The 15,687-nt window shown below is 69.5% G+C and carries 14 protein-coding genes; 11 read left to right on the top strand and 3 right to left on the bottom strand.

All coding sequences use genetic code 11. From position 1 onward, the window contains the following. Positions 1–11: 11 nt before the first annotated feature. Both urtE and BMY35_RS09980 read left to right on the top strand, forming a co-directional pair. Entirely contained in the window at positions 12–704 is a 693-nt protein-coding gene (urtE, locus tag BMY35_RS09985; RefSeq protein ID WP_093197661.1) for an urea ABC transporter ATP-binding subunit UrtE, read from the top strand. Between the two features lie 133 nt (positions 705–837). Next, complete coding sequence (locus BMY35_RS09980) at positions 838–2,088, top strand: MFS transporter (protein WP_093197659.1); 1,251 nt, start codon at positions 838–840, stop codon at positions 2,086–2,088. Between the two features lie 8 nt (positions 2,089–2,096). Here the strand turns inward: BMY35_RS09980 and BMY35_RS09975 are convergent, their stop codons facing one another. Both BMY35_RS09975 and BMY35_RS09970 read right to left on the bottom strand, forming a co-directional pair. Further along, positions 2,097–2,762, bottom strand: coding sequence for an anti-sigma factor family protein (locus BMY35_RS09975; protein ID WP_093197656.1), 666 nt, complete (start codon positions 2,760–2,762; stop codon positions 2,097–2,099). Then, positions 2,749–3,324 (bottom strand): sigma-70 family RNA polymerase sigma factor, encoded by a 576-nt coding sequence (locus tag BMY35_RS09970; protein ID WP_093197654.1) that lies wholly within the window; start codon positions 3,322–3,324, stop codon positions 2,749–2,751. Before BMY35_RS09970 ends, BMY35_RS09975 begins: the two co-directional genes overlap by 14 nt. Before the next feature lie 152 nt (positions 3,325–3,476). On the opposite strand from BMY35_RS09970, the gene BMY35_RS09965 reads away from it, so the two are divergent. After that, positions 3,477–4,772: a YVTN family beta-propeller repeat protein gene (locus BMY35_RS09965; protein WP_093197651.1), complete on the top strand. Its 1,296-nt coding sequence runs from the start codon at positions 3,477–3,479 to the stop codon at positions 4,770–4,772. On the opposite strand, the gene BMY35_RS09960 is transcribed toward BMY35_RS09965, so the two are convergent. Next, positions 4,748–5,707 (bottom strand): sugar-binding transcriptional regulator, encoded by a 960-nt coding sequence (locus BMY35_RS09960; protein ID WP_093197649.1) that lies wholly within the window; start codon positions 5,705–5,707, stop codon positions 4,748–4,750. The two genes, BMY35_RS09965 and BMY35_RS09960, sit on opposite strands and share 25 nt — an antisense overlap. Positions 5,708–5,844: 137 nt before the next feature. Here BMY35_RS09960 and BMY35_RS09955 point away from each other — a divergent pair, with 137 nt between their 5' ends. The 8 genes from BMY35_RS09955 (at position 5,845) to BMY35_RS09920 (ending at position 15,687) form a co-directional block, all read left to right on the top strand. Next, positions 5,845–7,203: an iron-containing alcohol dehydrogenase gene (locus tag BMY35_RS09955; RefSeq protein WP_093197646.1), complete on the top strand. Its 1,359-nt coding sequence runs from the start codon at positions 5,845–5,847 to the stop codon at positions 7,201–7,203. Positions 7,204–7,253: 50 nt separating this feature from the next. Continuing rightward, positions 7,254–8,582 carry an extracellular solute-binding protein gene (locus BMY35_RS09950; RefSeq protein WP_093197644.1) on the top strand — a complete coding sequence of 443 codons (1,329 nt, stop codon included), beginning with the start codon at positions 7,254–7,256 and terminating at the stop codon, positions 8,580–8,582. 25 nt (positions 8,583–8,607) lie between these two features. Beyond that, entirely contained in the window at positions 8,608–9,513 is a 906-nt protein-coding gene (locus tag BMY35_RS09945) for an ABC transporter permease subunit (protein ID WP_093197641.1), read from the top strand. Positions 9,514–9,537: 24 nt separating this feature from the next. Then, complete coding sequence (locus BMY35_RS09940) at positions 9,538–10,458, top strand: ABC transporter permease subunit (RefSeq protein ID WP_093197638.1); 921 nt, start codon at positions 9,538–9,540, stop codon at positions 10,456–10,458. A 20-nt stretch (positions 10,459–10,478) separates the two neighbouring features. Then, complete coding sequence (locus tag BMY35_RS09935; protein ID WP_093197636.1) at positions 10,479–11,240, top strand: glycerophosphodiester phosphodiesterase family protein; 762 nt, start codon at positions 10,479–10,481, stop codon at positions 11,238–11,240. Further along, entirely contained in the window at positions 11,237–12,799 is a 1,563-nt protein-coding gene (locus tag BMY35_RS09930) for an alkaline phosphatase D family protein (RefSeq protein ID WP_093197633.1), read from the top strand. The genes BMY35_RS09935 and BMY35_RS09930 overlap by 4 nt, the downstream gene beginning before the upstream one ends. Before the next feature lie 107 nt (positions 12,800–12,906). Then, positions 12,907–13,917: an aldo/keto reductase gene (locus tag BMY35_RS09925; protein ID WP_093197630.1), complete on the top strand. Its 1,011-nt coding sequence runs from the start codon at positions 12,907–12,909 to the stop codon at positions 13,915–13,917. A 294-nt stretch (positions 13,918–14,211) separates the two neighbouring features. After that, on the top strand, positions 14,212–15,687 hold the full coding sequence (locus tag BMY35_RS09920; RefSeq protein ID WP_093197629.1) for an efflux transporter outer membrane subunit: 1,476 nt from the start codon (positions 14,212–14,214) through the stop codon (positions 15,685–15,687).

The following is a 15,687-nucleotide window of genomic DNA, read 5'->3' as shown; positions in this document are numbered from 1 at the left end:
AAGAACGAACCATGCTGACAGTCAAGAACATCCATCAGTACTACGGCGGCTCCCACATCCTGCGCGACGTGAGCTTCGAGGCGAAGCTCGGCAAGGTCACGGTGCTGCTGGGCCGCAACGGCGTGGGCAAGACCACGTTGCTGAAGTCGCTCATGGGCCTGGTGCCGATCAAGAGCGGCAGCATCGAGCTCGAAGGCAAACCGATCCACAAGGCCACGCCTTACGAGCGGGCGAGGGCGGGCATCGGCTTCGTGCCGCAGGGCCGCGAGATCTTCGCGCGGCTCACGGTCGAGGAGAACCTGCGCATGGGCCTGGCCTACAAGAGCGGCGGCACGCCCATTCCGGCGGAGCTGTACGAGCTGTTCCCGGTGCTCAGGCAGATGATGAACAGGAGGGGCGGCGACCTTTCTGGCGGCCAGCAGCAGCAGCTCGCCATCGCACGGGCGCTGGCGCCCAAGCCGCGCCTGCTGATCCTCGACGAGCCCACCGAGGGCATCCAGCCCAGCATCATCAAGGACATCGGCCGCGTCATCCGCATGCTGGCCGACCGGGGCGACATGGCCATCGTGCTGTGCGAGCAGTACTACGACTTCGCCCAGGAGCTGGCCGACGACTACCTCGTGATGGAGCGCGGCGAGGTCATCGCGCGCGGCCTCGGCAAGGACATGGAAGCGCAGGGCGTGAGGCAGCTGGTGGCGATCTGAGCCCACTGCCAGGGGCTTCCCGGCCCTGCCAGTACAAGGTCTTCGGCAATTGCGTATCGGCGCGATTTCAGGGTTTACCCTAAAATCGCGCCTTGCCCGCTGCCGCCGGGCACCCCCTCCCAGGAGCCTGGCCTTGAACGCCTCCCCACCCGCGCAGGACAGCGCGGTCACCGATATTTCTTCCTTCACCCTGCCTTCGGGCGCACCCGCCAACTTCCTGCGCGCGGTGCTCGCGCTCGGCGTCGGCGGCTTCGCCATCGGCACCGGCGAGTTCGTCATCATGGGCCTGCTGCCCGAGGTGGCGAAGGACATCGGCGTGAGCATCCCGCAGGCCGGCCATGTCATCAGCGCCTATGCGCTCGGCGTGGTGATCGGCGCCCCCGTGCTCGCGGTGCTCGCCGCCGGCTGGCGCCGCCGCGCGCTGCTGATCGCGCTCATGGCCGTGTTCGCGGCCGGCAACTTCGCCAGCGCCATCGCTCCCAACTACCTGCTGCTGAACCTGCTGCGCTTTGCAGCCGGCCTGCCGCACGGCACTTACTTCGGCGTGGCCGCGCTGGTGGCCGCCACGCTTGCGCCTCCGGGGCGCCGCGCGCGCGCCGTGGGGCTCGTGATGCTGGGGCTCACCGGCGCCACGCTGGTCGGCGTGCCCATCGCGGCGTGGCTGGGGCAGATCTTCGGCTGGCGCGCCGCCTTCGTCTTCGTCGGCGTCATCGCGCTGGTGGCCATCGTGCTGCTGCGTCGCGACATTCCCGACATGGCGCCGGCCGCAGGTGCCAGCCCGTGGCGCGAGCTCGGCGCGCTCAAGCGCAAGCAGGTGTGGTTCACGCTCGGCATCGCGGCCATCGGCTTCGGCGGCATGTTCTCGGTGTTCAGCTACATCAAGCCCACGCTGATCGAGGTGGCGGGCCTGTCGCTGGGCGGCGTGCCCTTCGTGCTCGCGCTCTTCGGCCTTGGCATGGTCGTGGGCAACCTCGTGGGCGCGCGGCTGGCCGACAAGTCGGTGATGCGCACCATCGGCGGCCTGATGGTCTACGCGGCGCTGGTGCTCGCGATGTTCACCTTCGCGGCGCACAACGTGATCACGGCTGCGATCAACGTGTTCCTCATCGGTACCACCGTGGCCATCGGCCCGGCGCTGCAGATCCGCCTGATGGATGTGTCGGGCGACGCGCAGACGCTCGCCGCCGCGCTCAACCACTCGGCTTTCAACATGGCCAATGCGCTCGGTGCGTGGCTCGGCGGCGTGGCGATCGCGGCAGGCTTGGGCTGGACTTCCACCGGCTGGGTCGGCGCGCTGCTGGCGCTGGCGGGCCTGGGCATCTTCGGCTGGGCGGTGGCGAGCGCACGTGCCGCCGCGCGCCGGCCGGCCGTCGTCGCGTACTGAGGCCGGTGCTACTTCGGCGCGGTGCGTTCGCGCAGTAGCGCCGCGAAGTTCTGCAACTCGGCCGCATTGAGGTCAGACACCGCCCAGGCCTGCATGCCGCCCTGGGCCCAATGCACCAGCTGGTAGCCCTGCCGCGCGGAGAGCACCGTCGGCTGCGGCTTGGCATCCTGGGCCGGCCACACGAACAGGTTGATGACGTGCGGGCCCGAGCGATAGACCATCGCCGCCACCGTGCGGCCGTCGAGGTAGTCGAGCCGCCCGCCCGCCAGCGGAAAACCTTCCGGGGCCAAGTCGATCACGGGCGGTGAAAAGTCCAGCTTGCCGGCGAACCAGGGCTTCACCGTGTGATGGTCGGAAGAGGCCACGTCGGCCAGATGAGAGGCCATCAGCGAACGCACGTGGTTCGCGGTGACGCCTTCGGCGAGCGCATCTGCTGGCGGTATCGGCGTTACCAGCAGCATGAGCGCCAGGCCCCAGGCCGTCGCGGCGCCGGTGCCGAACCATGCCAGTCCCTGCCACACGCCGCTGCGGCGGCGCACCGGCGCAGACGCCGGCGCAACGACCGCTTCGGCACGCACCGCGCGCCCGATGCGTTCGGCCAGTCCCTCGGGCGGCGAATGGCGTGTGGCATGGCGCCTGATCAGCGTTCCCAGTTCCTCGTCAGACATTGACATGGCGTGTCCTTCCTCCCGCGTCGCCGGGACGTTCGTCGCGCAGGCTCTCGCGCAGCATCGCCCGCGCGCGCGACAGCCGCGACATGACGGTGCCCAGCGGCACGCCCGCGATGCGCGCGATGTCCTCGTAGCGCATCTCCTCCAGCTCGCGCAGCACGATCACCTCGCGGTAAACGGGCGGCAGCGCGTCGATGGCGGCGTTGACGCGCTCGCCCTGCACGCGCTGTTCCCACTGCCGAGCCGGATCGCCGGCTTCGGGCGGGGAGGGGGCTGAAACCGCCTCGCTGTCGCGCAGCTCGTCGAACTCCACCTGGTCGGCCAGCTGCCGGTTCTGCCGCATCCAGTCGTAGCAGGCGTTGCGCACGATGCCCAGCAGCCACGGCCGCGCGCTCTCGCCGCGCAGCCCGTCGAAGAAGCGGAACGCGCGCAGATAAGCCTCCTGCACCGCGTCGTCGGCCAGCTGGTCGTCGCGCAGCAGCCAGCGCGCAAGATTCCATGCCGCATCGAGATGCGGCAGCGCGGCGGCTTCGAACTGGCGTGTGCGGTCGGTCGACAGGCTCAAGGGCTCCTTCTTCCTGCATGACGTGGCGGCCCGACGATTTATTCCAGCCTTTTTCGCTTTTTTGCGGCACCGCTGGAATAAGCAGGGCACGCCATGCGTCATGCCCTCCACGGATTCTGCTTCTTTCGCTTCTTCCACAGGAGGTTTTCACCATGATCGCCATGCCCCGCTTCGCACGCATCCTCGCCGTTCTCGCGGCGCTGGCGGCCTCGGCCGGCGCCGCGCTCGCCGCGGGCCCCAAGGCCTATGTCGGCAACTTCAAGGACAGCACGGTCAGCGTGATCGACACGGCTTCCGAGCGCGTCGTGGCCACGCTGCCGGTGGCGGCGGGGCCCGACGGCATCGTCCTCACGCCCGACGGCCGCACCGTGTTCGTGAGCGGCTCCAGCGCCGCGGTCGTAAGCGAGATCGACGCCGCGAGCGACCGCGTCACGCGCTCCGTCGACGTCGGCAAGGGCCCGCAGGGCCTGGCCATGACGGCGGATGGCAAGTGGCTGCTGGTGGCCGTCAACGGCGACGACCGCGTGGCCTTCGTCGACACCTCGGCGCATGGCGTGAGCGCCACCGTGCCGGTGCCCAAGCCGCACACCATCGCCATCCGGCCCGACGGCCGGCAGGCGTACGTCGCTTCGCAGGAGCCGGGGCATTTCGCGCTGGTGGTCATCGACATGGCGACGCGCGCCGTGGTCACCCAGATCCCGCTCGACAAGCCGCCGCGCGACCTGGAGTTCGGCCACGACGGCAAGGCGCTGTACCTCACGCTGGCCGGCGTGCCGGCGGTGCAGGTGCTCGATCCGGCCACCAACCAGTGGGGCGCGCCGGTTCCCACCGGCGTGTCGCCGCACATCGCGCAGCACTTCGCGGGCATGGCGAACGGCGCGGTGGTGGTGCAGGGGCCGGGCGAGGTCATGCTGTTCGACCCGGTCACACGCGCTGCGGTGCGCAGCATCGGCGTGGGCAAGCAGCCGCACTGGCTCGACCTGTCGGCCGACGGCAAGAAACTGTGGGTCAGCAACGAGGGCTCCAACGACGTGAGCGTGGTCGACCTGGGCGGTGGTGCGATGCACACGGTGGCGGTCGGCAACGCGCCGCGCAAGATCGCCGTGCAGCGCGTGGCCCTGTCCGAAGGCGCGCATGCCGGCGCATCGACGCACGTGACCATCCGCAACTTCGCCTTCGAGCCCGCGCAGATCACCGTGAAGGCGGGCGAGCGCGTGAGCTGGCAGAACGACGACGGCGCGCCGCACGGACTGGTCTTCAAGGACGGCTCCGCAGGCATCGACCTGCTGCTGCCGGGCAAGAGCTTCGCCCGCAGCTTCGACAAGCCCGGCGTGTACGAGTACGCCTGCTCGGTGCATCCGTACATGACGGCACGCGTGACGGTGGTGGCGCCGCCGCGCGCGGCGGCGCCGACAACGCCCGCTCAGCGCTCGCCGAGCGCCTCGTAGAGCTTCAGCGCGGCGCGTGCTGCCTGCTCGTCGCAGATCAGCACCGACACCAGCTTCGCCCACAGCACCGCCGCGATGATCGGCGCCTTGTTTTCGCCGCCCGAAGCCACGATCACCGTCGGGATCTTCGCGAGCTCCTGCGTCGAGGGCGCCACCACACGCTGGTTCAGCGCGTGCTTCACCGGCTTGCCGTGGCGGTCGAGAAACTGGCCGACGATGTCGCCCACCGCCTTGGCCTGCCGCAGCTCGGCCACCGGCACGTCCTTGGGCAGTCCGTAGCGCACCAGCAGCGAGCGGGTGCTCAGGTCGCCCACGCTCAGCAGCGCCACGTCGTTGGCCGCGATCTGGCCGAAGGCATCCTTGAACACGTCCTGCGACACGATGGTGTCGCGTGACTTCGCGCTGCCCGCGTACAGCGGCGCGGCCAGGTAGCTGCACTGCGCGCCCAGCCGGCTGGCCAGCGCGCTGGCCGTCTCGAATGTGTTGATCTCGAGGCCGCGCGTCAAGCCGCCCATCATCGAGTTGACGTGCAGGTTCGGCCACTCGCCCGGCGTGACGTGGCGGATCGTCTCGCGCAGGGTCGCGCCCCAGCCCACGCCGATGCCGCGCACGCGATGCGTCTCTAGGTGCCTGGAGAGGTATTCGCCGGTGGTGCGGCCGAGCAGCGCCGGAATGAGATCGGCGCTGCCCGGCGTGGGAATGATGACCGCCTCGCGCAGCCCGCAGACCGTGCGCAGCTCTTCCTCCAGCCGCAGGCAGCTTTCGTGGCGCGAATTGATCTTGATGCTGACCAGCCCGCTTTCGCGCGCCTCGCCCAGCAGCCGGTTCACGCGCAGCCGCGTGAGCCCGAGCTTCGTCGCGATGGCGTCCTGCGTGAGGCCCTCCATGTAGTAGAGCCAGGCCACGCGCACCACCACCTGATCTTCGTCAGCCATCCGAATGCTCCGTTGTCGTGTCCGGATTCTGCCCGCGCCGATGCCGGTATTGGGGAAGTCACCCGCTTGAAACAAATGAATTTCAAAATATACACTTGTTCATCCGCCACACGTCGGCGCCTGAATTCCCCGGAGACATGAGCGAAACCACATCCCCGTTGAGAGCTGCCTTGCGCGATGCCGCCGTCACGAAAGAGGTCGTCGTCGAGCGCGCCGCGGCACGCGCGATGCCCGACCTCCTGCGGCGCGTTGCCCCCGGCGCTCGCTGGATGCTGGTGGTCGACGAAACCACCTGGGACGTCGCCGGCGCCGCCGTGCAGGCGCTGCTGGAGGCGCGCGGCATCGCGCTCGCCTCGCCGCTGGTGCTGCCCGCGCGCCCGCGCCTCAAGCCGCGCGTGTCGTCTTCGGAAGCCATCGCGCGCAAGCTCGCCGCGCATGAACTCACGCCGCTGGCTGTGGGCTCGGGCGTGATCAGCGACCTGGTCAAGCACGCCGCCTCGATGGCCGGAAAGCCCTATGTGTGCATGGCCACTGCCGCGTCGATGGACGGCTACGCCGCATCGGGCGCGGCCCTGCTCGACGAGGAAGGCTTCAAGCGCACGCTGGCCTGCGCCCCCCCGGTGGCCGTGCTCGCCGACCTGGACGTGCTCGGCACAGCCCCCGCGCGCATGACGGCGTGGGGCTACGGCGATCTCGCCGGCAAGACTGTGGCCGGCGCCGACTGGCTGCTGGCCGATGCGCTCGGCGTCGAGCCGCTGAACCGGCGCCCCTTCGACATGGTGCAGGCCCACCTGCACGAATGGCTGGGGGCGCCCGAGCGTCTTGCGATACAGGAACCCAAGGCCCTGGGCGACCTGCTGTCGGGCCTGCTGGTCAGCGGCTTCGCGATGCAGGCACACGGCAATTCACGGCCCGCGAGCGGCAGCGACCACCAGTTCTCGCACCTGTGGGAAATGGAAGACCTGCGCGTCGACGGCGAACCCGCCGCGCACGGTGCGTGCGTCGGCGTGGGCTGCGTGGCGATGCTCGCGATGTACGAATGGCTGCGCGAGCAGGGCGATGCCGCGCTGGCCGCCGCGGTCGCCGAAGTGCCGGAAGGCCACGACGACGCTGCGCTCGCACGCGAGATCGACGCCGCCTTCGGACGCGAGGAGTTCCGTGCAGCCGCCCGCGAGGAAATGAACGCCAAGCGCGCCGCCGGTAGCCGCCGCGCCCGCGTCGCGCGCTTTGCCGGCGTATGGCCCGCGCTGCGCGATTCGCTCGCACGGCAGCTCGTCGGCGCGCGCGACATGCAGCAGCGCCTGCGCGCGGTCGGCGGCGCGGCGCATCCGCGCGATCTCGGCATCGTCGGCGCGAGCTTCGCCGCCGACCATCGCCGCGCGCGCCTGATCCGTCGCCGCTACACCGTGCTCGACCTGCTCGACGACCTCGGCTGGCTCGACCGCGCGATCGCCGACCTCTTTGCCCCCGGCGGCTTCTGGGCCGCCGAATCCTGAATCCCGAAACCCGCACCACCGACCGATCCCTCGACTCCAAGGAGACCGCGATGAACTTCCAACGACGCAGCACCCTCGCCACGCTCGCCATGTCCTCGATGCTCTGGCTCGGCGTGAACGCTCCCGCAGCCGCCGAACCCGTGCAGATCCAGTGGTGGCATGCCATGGGGGGCACGCTCGGCGAGCGCGTCGACGAGCTCGTGAAGAACTTCAACGCATCGCAGCAGAAGTACGTGGTGGTGGCCGTCAACAAGGGCAACTACGACGAGGTCATCAACGGCACCATCGCCGCCTACCGCGCCAAGCGCGCGCCCCAGCTGGTGCAGATCTACGAGCGCGGCTTCATGACCATGCTGCTGTCCGACGCCACCATGCCGGTGCAGGACCTGCTCGACCAGCGCGGCTACAAGGTCGACTGGGCCGACTTCGTGAAACCCGTGGCGGGCTTCTACAGCTACAAGGGCAAGCTCATGACCATGCCCTTCAACTCCTCGTCGCCGATCCTCTGGTACAACAAGACGCACTTCGAGAAGGCCGGCTTCGCCAGGCCGGCCGAGACCTGGCAGGAACTGGAGAAGCAGCTCTACACCATCAAGCAGAAGGGCATCTCCGCCTGCGGCTCGGTGCTCGCGGGCGACTACCACTGGAGCCTGCTGGAGAACTACAGCGCCATCAACGACCTGCCGTACGCCACCAAGGCCAACGGATACCAGGGGCTGGACACCGAGTTCGTCTACAACAAGACCTCGGTCGTCTCGCAGGTCGGGCGCATCAAGAAGTGGATCGACGACGGCGTGATGCAGATCGCCGGCCAGGGCCTGAGCCCCGAGCAGCTCTTCACCTCTGGCAAGTGCTCCACCTTCTTCGCCTCCACGGCGGCGCACAGCGGCATCGAGCGCGAGGCCAAGATCGACTGGAGCGCCACCTACCTGCCGTGGGAGGAGGGCAAGCAGCCGAAGAACAGCACCATCGGCGGCGCGTCGCTGTGGGTCATGAAGGGGCAGAAGCCGGCGGAATACGACGCCGTGGCCGCCTTCCTGGACTACCTTGCCAAGCCCGAGACGCAGGTCTGGTGGCACAAGTCCACTGGCTACGTTCCGCTGAGCAACAAGGCCTACCAGCTGGCGAAGTCGCAGGACTACTACAAGCAGCACCCCACGCGCGAGATCGCGATCCTGCAGCTCACGCGCGGCACGCCCACGGCCAACTCCACGGGCTTTCACTTCGGCAACTTCACGCAGACCATGATGGCGCAGCGCGAGGAGTTCGAGAACGTGGTGGCCGGCAAGAAGACGCCGCAGGCGGGCATGGACGACGCCGTGAAGCGCGGCAACGAGATCCTGCGCCAGTACGAGAAACTGAACAAGGGCCGCTACTGAGCAGGCACGCAGGCGGGGCACTTCCATGGCCGGACCCGAAGCAGGACTGAAACGCGCGCACTTCAAGGACGTGCGCTTGCCGGTGCTGCTGCTCCTGCCGCAGCTCGCGATCCTGCTGTTCTTCTTCTTCATCCCGTCGTTCCGCGCGCTGGGGCAGGCCTTCTTCCTGTCCGACCCCTTCGGCAACACGGTGCACTTCGTCGGCTTCGACAACTTCGTGCAGCTGCTGCGAAGCGCCAACTACCACGAGTCGGCACAGGTCACAGTGGTGTTCACGGTGCTGCAGAACCTGCTGACCATCGCCGTCGCGCTGGTGCTGGCCTTCGCCAGCGACCGCGTGATCCGCGGGCGCGGGGTGTACAAGGCCATCATCCTGCTGCCGTATGCCATCGCGCCGGTCATCGCGGGCATCCTGTGGGCCTTCCTGTTCAACCCGGCGGTGGGGCCGCTCGCGCACGTGCTGCATGCGCTGGGCTTCGCATGGGACCCGAACCGCGTGGGCTCCGACGCGATGATTCTGGTGATCCTCGCGGCCTCGTGGAAGCACGTCTGCTACGACTACATCTTCCTGCTGGCCGGGCTGCTCGCGGTGCCGTCCTCGCTGCTCGAGGCTGCGGCCGTCGACGGCGCGGGGCCGCTGCGGCGCTTCTTCACCATCGGGCTGCCGCTGCTGATGCCCACGATGTTCTTCCTGGCTGTGATGAACTTCGTCTACGGCTTCTTCGAGATCTTCGCCATCGTCGACGCAGTCACCGGCGGCGGTCCCGCGGGCGCCACCAACGTGCTGGTCTACAAGGTCTACACGGACGGCTTCGTCAACCTCGACCTCGGCTCCTCGGCGGCGCAGTCGGTCATCCTGATGATCTTCGCGCTGCTGATGACGCTGCTGCAGTTCCGCTACGTGGAGCGCCGCGTGAGCTACGACATATGAACCCCGAACGGAAAGCCGCGGCACATGGTTGAACGCGCCCCCATCCTCGACGGCATCTGCCACGCCATCCTGCTGGTGGGCGTGGCCTTCGTCTGCGTGCCCCTGTACCTTGCCTTCGTGGCCGGCTCGCTCACCATCGGCGAAGTGCAGCAGGTGCCGCTGCCCTGGCTGCCCGGCGACCAGTTCGTGCAGAACCTGCGCACCGCGTGGACGCAGGCCAACTTCGGCCGCCTGTTCCTCAACTCGTTCATCGTGGCGGTGGGCATCACCTTCGGCAAGATCGCGGTGTCGCTGCTGTCGGCCTTCGCCATCACGTACTTCCGCTTCCGATTCCGCATGACGGCGTTCTGGCTCATCTTCGTGTCGCTGATGCTGCCGATCGAGGTGCGCATCTCGCCGACCTACGAGTCGGTGGCCAATGCGGCGCTGCCGGTGCAATGGCTGATGGAGGCGCTGCACCTGTCTGACGCTTGGAACGCGGTGACAGGGCACAGCATCGACATCCAGCTGCAGTGGAACATGGTCGACACCTACCCGGGGCTGATACTGCCGCTCATCGCATCGGCCTCGGCCACCTTCCTGTTCCGCCAGTTCTTCCTGACGGTGCCCGACGAACTGTGCGAGGCCGCGCGGATCGACGGCGCCTCGCCAATGCACTTCTTCTGGACCATCCTGCTGCCGCTGTCGCGCTCGAACATCGCCGCGCTGGGCATCATCCTGTTCCTCTACGGATGGAACCAGTACCTGTGGCCACTGCTCTTCACCACCGAGAAGGACATGGCCACCGCCGTGATCGGCCTGAAGCACCTGATCCCGCGTTCCGATTCGCAGCCGGCCTGGAACGTGGCCATGAGCGCGGCGCTGCTCACCATGCTGCCGCCGATCCTGGTGGTGATCGCACTGCAGCGCTCGTTCGTGAAGGGGCTGGTCGACAGCAGCAAATAGAACGGAAGGACAATGCCGCAATGATCATCGTGGGACACCGTGGCGCTCGCAACCTCTGGCCGGAGAACAGCCTGAGCGGCTTTCGCCGCCTGATCGCATCGGGCGCCGACGCGGTCGAATTCGACGTGCAGGAAACGCGCGACGGTACGGCCATGGTCATCCACGACCCGCTGCTCGACCGAACCACCCAGGGCTCCGGCCCGGTGCGCGAGCGCATGGCCGCCGAGGTGCTGGCCACGCGGCTGCGCGAAGGGCAGGGCGATCCCGCCGGGCCCGGCGCGGATGAGGGCGAATGCGTGCCTTCGCTGACCCAGGTGCTGCGGCTGTTCGCGCCGACGCGCATGGAGCTGCACGTGGAGATCAAGACCGATGCGGCCGGCGAGCTGCCCGCCGGCGCGGTCGCACGCATCGTGCGGGCGCTGCACGATGCCGGCGTGCAGGAGCGCAGCATCCTGACCTGCTTCGTGCCCGAGGTGCTGGCGCAGGTGCGCGAGTGCTGGCCGGGCGCGCGCGTGCTGGCTTCGCTGGACCATCGCTCGGCCGAGATGCTGGGCGGCATCGGCCGCGCGCTGGCGCGCTATGCGGCGCTGCCCGGGTGCATCGTCGCCGTCGAGAAGAAGCTGCTGGCCGCCACGTGGTCGCAGTGCCTCGGGGCGCTGGGCACCGAGCGCCTGGGCGCGTGGGTCGTCAACGAGCCCGACGAGATCGCGCACTGGCTCGCGATGCCCATCCGGCAGATCACCACCGACAGGCCGGACCTGGCCATGGCGGCACGCGGATGACCGGCTTTCCCGTCTCGCGCAGGCGCTTGCTGTGCACCGGCCTGGCGGCCGCGTCGCTGGGCCATCCTTTCCTGCGCCTGCAAGCGCAGCCGGCGACGACGACATCGCGCGACCCGTTCACGCTCGGCGTGGCATCGGGCGTGCCGCGAGCCGACGGCTTCGTGCTCTGGACGCGGCTGGCGCCCGAGCCACTGCAGGGCGGCGGCATGGGCGACGCGCCGGTCGATGTGCGCTGGGAAGTCGCCGACGACGAAGGCTTCAGGCGCGTGGTGGCGAAGGGTTCCGCCACGGCCACCGCAGAATTCGCCCACTCGGTGCACGTCGAGGTAGGGGGCCTTTCCCCGGGCCGCTGGTACTGGTACCGGTTCACCGCCGGCGGCGCGCGCAGCCCCGCCGGCCGCACGCGCACCGCGCCGGCCGATACCGACGAGTCCGCGAAGCCGCTGCGCTTCGCCTTCGCTTCCTGCCAGCACTACGAGCAGGGCCACTACGCCGCCTACCGCGACATGGCCGCGCAGCCTCTCGACTTCGTGGTGCACCTGGGCGACTACATCTACGAAAGCTCCCGCAACTCGCATCAGGTGCGGCGCCACGAGGGCGGCATTCCAACGCAGCTTGCCGAGTTCCGCGACCGCTACGCGCTCTACAAGGCCGATGCGCAGCTGCAGGCCGCGCACGCCGCCTTCCCCTGGCTCGTGACCTGGGACGACCACGAGGTCGCCAACGACTACACGAACGACGTGTCGCCACGCACGGCAGACCCCGCGCAGTTTCTTGCGATCCGCTCGGCCGCCTACCAGGCCTGGTACGAGCACATGCCCGTGCCCGCCAGCATGCGTCCGCGTGGCGCCGATGCCCTCATCTACGGCCGCCACCGCTTCGGCCGCATGCTCGACCTGCTGCTGACCGACGGGCGCCAGTACCGCTCGCACCATGTCTGCCTCGCGGGGCGCAGCGCCTCGCCACTGGCCGACTGCGCCGACCGGCTCGCGCCCGAGCGCAGCCTCTTCGGCGCGCAGCAGGAAGCATGGCTGGCGCGCGAACTCGCCGCACCCCCCGCGCGCTGGACCGTCGTCGCCCAGCCCACGCTGCTCGCCGAGGCCGACCGCAAGCGCGGCCCCGAGCACGGCTACTGGATGGACGGCTGGGACGGCTACGCCGCAGCTCGCGCGCGCCTGCTCGACGCGCTGGCCGAGCACAAGGCGCGCGGCGGCAACGCGCTGGTGGCCAGCGGCGACGTGCACGCCTTCTGGGCGGCCGACCTTCGGCGCGGCGACGCGCGGCAGGGGCCGCTGGTCGCGACCGAGTTCGTCGGCGGCGCCATCACTTCCGAAGGGCCGAGCGCCGCCAGCGTGGCGAACATGCTCGCGAAGAACCCGCAGCTGCGCTACGGCCGGGCCGACAAGCGCGGCTACGCGCTGATGACGCTCGATGCGCGCGGCGCCGCGGTCGAGTTCCGTGCGGTGGAAGACGAGAGGACGGCCGATTCGCCGGTCGGCACCATGGCCCGCTTCTCGGTCGAGCGCGGCGCACCCGGCGTGCACGCCGAAGGCACCTGAAACCTCGCTCGCCTGCAGGGTCGCGCGGTCGTGCCTATGATGGCCGCCGCCCCCTCCACCCCATCCCCCATCCCATCTCCTTCCCTCCCGAGCGAGAACCGAACACCATGAGCCTTCCCACCACCCGCCTGGGCCGCACCGGCCTCACCGTCTCCCGCCTCGCCCTCGGCACCATGACCTTCGGCCTGCAGACCGACGAGGCCGTGTCGCACCAGATCCTCGACAAGGCGGCCGAAGGCGGCATCAACTTTCTCGACACCGCCGACGTGTACCCGCTCGGCGGCACCATCGAGACGGCAGGCCGCACCGAGGAAATCATCGGCAACTGGCTCGAGAAGCAGGGCCCCTCGGGCCGCCGCCGCTTCGTGCTGGCGACCAAGGCGGTCAACAAGGTCGGCCCCAACAGCTGGGACCAGGGCGCCTCGCGCAAGCACCTGCTGGACGCCATCGACGCCTCGCTCAAGCGACTGAAGACCGACCACGTCGACCTGTACCAGCTGCACATGGACGACCGCGAGACGCCGCTGGAAGAAAGCCTGGAGGCGCTCGACACCATCGTGAAGTCGGGCCGCGCGCGCTACATCGGCGTGTCGAACTTCCTGGCCTACCGCCTCGCCCGTGCGCTGGGCAAGGCCGACCTGCTGCGGCTCACGCGTTACGTGTCGGTGCAGCCGCGCTACAGCCTGCTGTTCCGCGAGATCGAGCGCGAGCTGCTGCCGCTGGCGGCGGAAGAAGGACTGGGCGTGATCCCCTACAACCCGCTCGCGGGCGGCCTGCTCACCGGCAAGTACAAGCCCGGCGGCAAGCCCGAGGAGAACACCCGCTTCACGCTCGGCACCGCCGGCGGCATGTACCAGGACCGCTACTGGAACGAGCGCAGCTTCAACACCGTGACGCAGCTGCACAAGCTGGCGGACGAGGCCGGCGTGCCGCTGGCCACGCTGGCGGTGGCCTGGGTGATGGCGAACCCGCTCATCACCGCGCCCCTGCTCGGCGCCAGCCGCCCCGACCAGCTCGAGGCGACCATCGCGGCCGCCGAATACAAGCTCGATCCGGCGCTCAAGCAGAAGCTGGACGAGCTGACTGCCGAGTACCGCAAGGGCGACGCTCCGCGCTGAACGGCTCTTCTCCTTCCCCCGCTGGGGGAAGGCCGGGATGGGGGCAGGCCTTCGAACAAGCGCCGTGCTCAAGTTGGCGCCGTCGTGCCCCCACCCCGACCCTCCCCCAGCGGGGGAGGGAGGAAAACCAGGAACACCGTGGAACCGGCTTCGCCGGGCCGCAGGTGTTGCCCCCGGAAGGGGGTGGGCGAAGCGACACGAGGTGCGCGCAGCCTGGGGGAGAGCCGAAACTGTCAGAACTGTCAGTTAACCGACAGCGAGGGGTTTGATGGGGGTGCCTAGAGTGCCTTCATCATGGCCCTACCAGACGCATCTCTTCTTTCGCGCACGGCCCTGGCGCTGGCCGTCGCGCTACTCGCGGGCTGCGCCGTCGGTCCCGACTACGTCCGCCCGCAGGTGGACGTGCCCGCCGCCTTCAAGGAAACCGGCGGCCCCTGGAAGACCGCCGCCCCGCAGACCATCGACGCCGACCATCCCTGGTGGGAGGTCTACGGCGACAGCACGCTCAGCTCACTGATTGTTCAAGCCAACGCGGCCAACCAGAACATCCGCGTCGCCGAGGCCCAGTACCGCGAGGCGCAGGCCATCACCGCGGCGGCGCGTGCCGGCTTCTTCCCGACCGTCGGCCTCAATGCCGGCGCCACCCGCGCGCAGTCGAACAGCACCGGCACCGTCAAGCTCGGCACTACCGACACCCTCGGGCTGGCCGCGAGCTGGGAGCCCGACATCTGGGGCGCGGTGCGCCGCTCTGTCGAGGCCGGCAACGCGAGCCAGCAGGCCAGCGCCGACGACCTCGCCGGCGCGCGGCTCAGCATCCAGACCACGCTGGCGCAGGACTATCTGCAGATCCGCGTGATCGACCTGCAGCGTGAGCTGTACGCCAGCACTACCGCCGCCTACGCCAAGGCGCTAGAACTCACGCAGCACCAGTACGCGGCCGGCACCGTGCTGCGCTCCGACGTGGCGCTGGCCGAGAGCCAGCTCAAGACCGCGCAGGCCCAGGCCGTCGATCTCGACGCGCAGCGCAGCCAGCTGGAGCACGCCATCGCGGTGCTGACGGGGCAGGCGCCCGCGTCGTTCTCGCTGCCGCCGCTCGAGACTTCGTCGCAGCCGCCCACGGCCGAATCGCTTTCATCCGCCGCCGCGCTGCACCTGCAGCTGCCGGTCACGCCCGCCGGCCTGCCTTCGGAGCTGCTGGAGCGCCGCCCCGACATCGCCGGCGCCGAGCGCCGCGTGCAGGCGGCCAACGCCAACATCGGCGTGGCCAAGGCCGCCTACTACCCGCAGATCGTGCTCAGCGCCAGCGGCGGCTTCAGCGCGGCCACCCTGGGCACGCTGTTCAACACGCCCAGCCGCGTGTGGTCGCTGGGCGCTGCGCTGGCGCAGACCGTGTTCGACGGCGGCCTGCGCAAGGCCCACACCGACCAGGCCGTGGCCGCCTACGACGCCTCCGTCGCGCAATACAAGCAGACCGTGCTCGCGGGCTTCCAGCAGGTCGAAGACAACCTCGCCACCCTGCGCGTGCTCGACAACGAATCCGCGCTGCAGGCCGATGCCGTGCGCGCCGCGCAGCTCGCCGAGCGCATGGCGTTGAGCCAGTACCGCGCCGGCACCGCCACCTACCTCAGCGTGGTGACGGCGCAGACGCTCTCGCTCACCAACCAGCGCACGGCCGCGCAGGTGCTCGGCCGCCAGTTGGCCGCCAGCGTTTCGCTGATCGCGGCCACGGGCGGCGGCTGGAACGCCGCCACAACGACTACCGGGAATTGA

The organism is Variovorax sp. YR750 (genome assembly GCF_900109805.1).
Lineage (GTDB): Bacteria > Pseudomonadota > Gammaproteobacteria > Burkholderiales > Burkholderiaceae_C > Variovorax > Variovorax gossypii.
The sequence above is the reverse complement of the archived record's forward strand: the minus strand, read 5'-3'. Positions and strand labels throughout refer to the sequence as shown.